The 2,976-nt window shown below is 44.8% G+C and carries 3 protein-coding genes; 2 read left to right on the top strand and 1 reads right to left on the bottom strand.

The genetic code is table 11. From position 1 onward, the window contains the following. Positions 1-277: 277 nt before the first annotated feature. Positions 278-1,705: a glycogen synthase GlgA gene (gene glgA, locus PX636_RS07445; RefSeq protein ID WP_288116627.1), complete on the top strand. Its 1,428-nt coding sequence runs from the start codon at positions 278-280 to the stop codon at positions 1,703-1,705. A gap of 48 nt (positions 1,706-1,753) precedes the next feature. Here glgA and PX636_RS07440 read toward each other — a convergent pair whose 3' ends face one another. After that, a complete protein-coding gene (locus tag PX636_RS07440; RefSeq protein ID WP_002733700.1) occupies positions 1,754-2,359 on the bottom strand; it encodes a vWA domain-containing protein in 606 nt (201 codons plus the stop codon). A gap of 213 nt (positions 2,360-2,572) precedes the next feature. Between PX636_RS07440 and PX636_RS07435 the strand changes: the two genes are divergently transcribed. Continuing rightward, positions 2,573-2,905, top strand: coding sequence for a TMEM165/GDT1 family protein (locus tag PX636_RS07435; protein WP_002777289.1), 333 nt, complete (start codon positions 2,573-2,575; stop codon positions 2,903-2,905). The last annotated feature ends 71 nt before the right edge of the window (positions 2,906-2,976 follow it).

Genomic DNA, 2,976 nt, shown 5'->3' with positions numbered 1-2,976 from the left:
AGTTTGGGGAATGTAAAGATATATAAAAGTATATGAAGATAGGCGGAATGTCGGTTAAATCGACAATAGCAGACAGTGCCGGTGCCGAGCAGCTAAAACTTAATAAAAAGGCGACAAAACTTAATAATGTCCAAAACAGCTAATTATGCCCCTCGTTGGCTCTCTGGTTGGTTAAAGAAAAATCTAGGCTAATCCGATAATAACCTGCTTGCAAATCCTACTAGGGTGGTTTTATCTGTTAAAATTTCTTGTCGTCGTGAAGTAAAGCGGGAAGAGTATGCGAATTCTATTTGTGGGTGCCGAGGCCGCCCCAATTGCCAAAGTTGGGGGAATGGGGGACGTAATTGGGGCATTACCGAAAGTCTTGCGTCAGCTAGGTCATGACGTGCGGATTTTTCTACCCTACTACGGTTTTCTCCAGGAAAAAATGGACATCCCTTCCGAACCCATTTGGTCAGGATTCGCCATGTTTCAGGATTTTTTAGTCTATGAGACGGTTTTACCCGATACGGATATTCCTCTCTACCTCTTTGGTCATCTAGCTTTCTCTGGACGCAATATCTACGGAGGCGAAGATGAGGCCTGGAGATTTACCCTATTTGCCAATGGTGCGGCGGAATTCGCTTGGAATTACTGGAAACCGCAAGTTATTCACTGTCATGATTGGCATACGGGCATGATTCCCGTCTGGATGCACCAAGACCCCGATATTAGCACCGTTTTTACTATCCATAATCTCGCCTACCAGGGCCCTTGGCGGGAGGCATTAGAAAAAATGACTTGGTGTCCTTGGTATATGCAGGGCGATAATACCATGGCCGCAGCGGTTCAATTTGCTAATCGCATCACCACCGTTTCTCCCACCTATGCCCGTCAAATACAGACCCCCATTTATGGCGAAAATTTAGAGGGATTATTGTCCTATATTTCTGGCAATCTGGTGGGCATTGTCAACGGCATCGATACGGAGGTGTATAACCCGGCTAAAGATGTTTATCTTAAGCAGAATTTTACCCCAGAAACCATCGAAAAACGTCTGATCAATAAAATTGCCCTGCAAGAAGAAGTGGGGCTACAGGTCAGTAAAAGTGCCTTTGTCATGGCGATGGTGACGCGTTTGGTGGAACAAAAAGGTATTGATCTAGTGATGCAAATTTTAGATCGCTTTCTCACCTATACTGATGCACAATTGATTATTTTGGGTACAGGCGATCGCTATTATGAAACCCAACTGTGGGAGATGACTTCCCGTTTCCGGGGGCGAATGTCCCTGCATCTTCTCTATAGTGATGCCCTTTCCCGTCGCATCTATGGGGGGGCCGATGCTTTGTTAATGCCTTCCCGTTTTGAACCCTGTGGCATTTCCCAATTAATGGCCATGCGTTACGGTTGTATTCCCATGGTACGCCGCACCGGTGGTTTGGTCGATACGGTATCTTTCCACGACCCAATTCAGGAAAGAGGAACAGGATTTAGTTTCGATCGCTATGAACCTTTAGACCTGTTTACCTGTATGATCCGGACTTGGGAAAGTTTCCGTTATAAACAGGATTGGCAAAAACTACAGCAACGGGCAATGACTCAAGATTTTAGTTGGTATAAATCCGCTTTGGAATATCTCAAAATCTACAAACAAATCACCGGACAATCGGATCAATTATCCGATGAGGAAAAAGATAAATTGGTCGCCCTGACTAGCAGTTAAATCCTCCTTGATTAGGGGTGGAAAGCTCTCACCCCTACTGGGTAGAAATTAATCGGTAACGGCATTGAGAAGAACTTCCGCTAGGGTCATATCTTCCATATCATCGATAGTAATTGTGTCAACGATATCGAATTTGGCCCCCGCCGATTCTAGCTGATCGTCTAAAGCTTTAAGAAATTCGGTTGCTTGTCGATCATGGCCTACTTGAATCAGAGAAATGGCTAATTCTTCATCCCTATCGAGTTTTCGAGAAGCTTCGATAATTTGACGCATCACCGCTTTGCGATCATCTGGTTCTCCGTCGGTAATCACCAGAATAGTTTCTCCGTTGGGTTTAGTTTTGCCAGCAGTTTTGCGCTGAAAATAATTATTGAGGGCATCTTGAAGAACAGCGGCTAGGTCTGTCCTCCCCATAGGTTCATTTTCTTGATAAATTTGTGTCACCTTATCGGAAGTAACATTATCATAGCGTCGGAAACGTCCGGAAAAAAGATAGATAGTGATGCCGTCGGGATCGAATTCCTCGCACTTTCTAGCCAAGGCGAGGGTGGATTCTTGGGCAATTTGCCAACGGGTTTTCTCGCTGGGTTTATCAGCAGTGGACATACTGCCACTTTTGTCAATAATCAGAGTATAATCTCTGTTTTCTACCATAGGGGCTATACCTCCAAGCAATTTGCGCTCGTCCTAGTCTAATAATTATTAAACTCTAGGATGGAAACTCTACCTCGATCGACTAGGGTTTTTTAACTATTGGGGGGAGGAGACAGCGCCCCCAACAGCAGAAACTATCGCCAGAAAACCGGTCGGGCTAAAATGAAAAAAGTATGAAAATTATTGCTTAACCCGATATTGTTAAATTAGCCGATGAGTGATAGCAAATCGATCGCCTCAACCGAGAAAAAGCCAGATCAGCCACCTTCTTGGAGTTTTTGGACGGTGTTTAGTTCCACCTTCCTAACCATATTTTTTGCTGAAATCGGCGATAAAACCCAATTAGCCACCCTTCTCATCAGTGCTGAATCCCAATCCCCCTGGGTGGTTTTTGCCGGGGCAGCCACCGCTTTAATCGCTACCAGTCTCCTCGGTGTCCTGATCGGTTATTGGATTGCTCGTCGTCTTTCCCCCAAAACTTTAGATATCGGTGTCGCTATCCTTCTCCTTTTGATCACTGGTTTACTCATCGGCGATATTCTCTAAGCAATCAGTGATCAAGAGTCAGGAGTCAGGAGATAGGAGACAGGAGACAGGAGATTATTTCTATTTATTCT

It is taken from the genome of Microcystis sp. M53598_WE2, assembly GCF_030067735.1.
Lineage (GTDB): Bacteria > Cyanobacteriota > Cyanobacteriia > Cyanobacteriales > Microcystaceae > Microcystis > Microcystis aeruginosa.
Note: the sequence above shows the minus strand (reverse complement) of the source record. Positions and strands in the feature narration are given on the sequence as shown.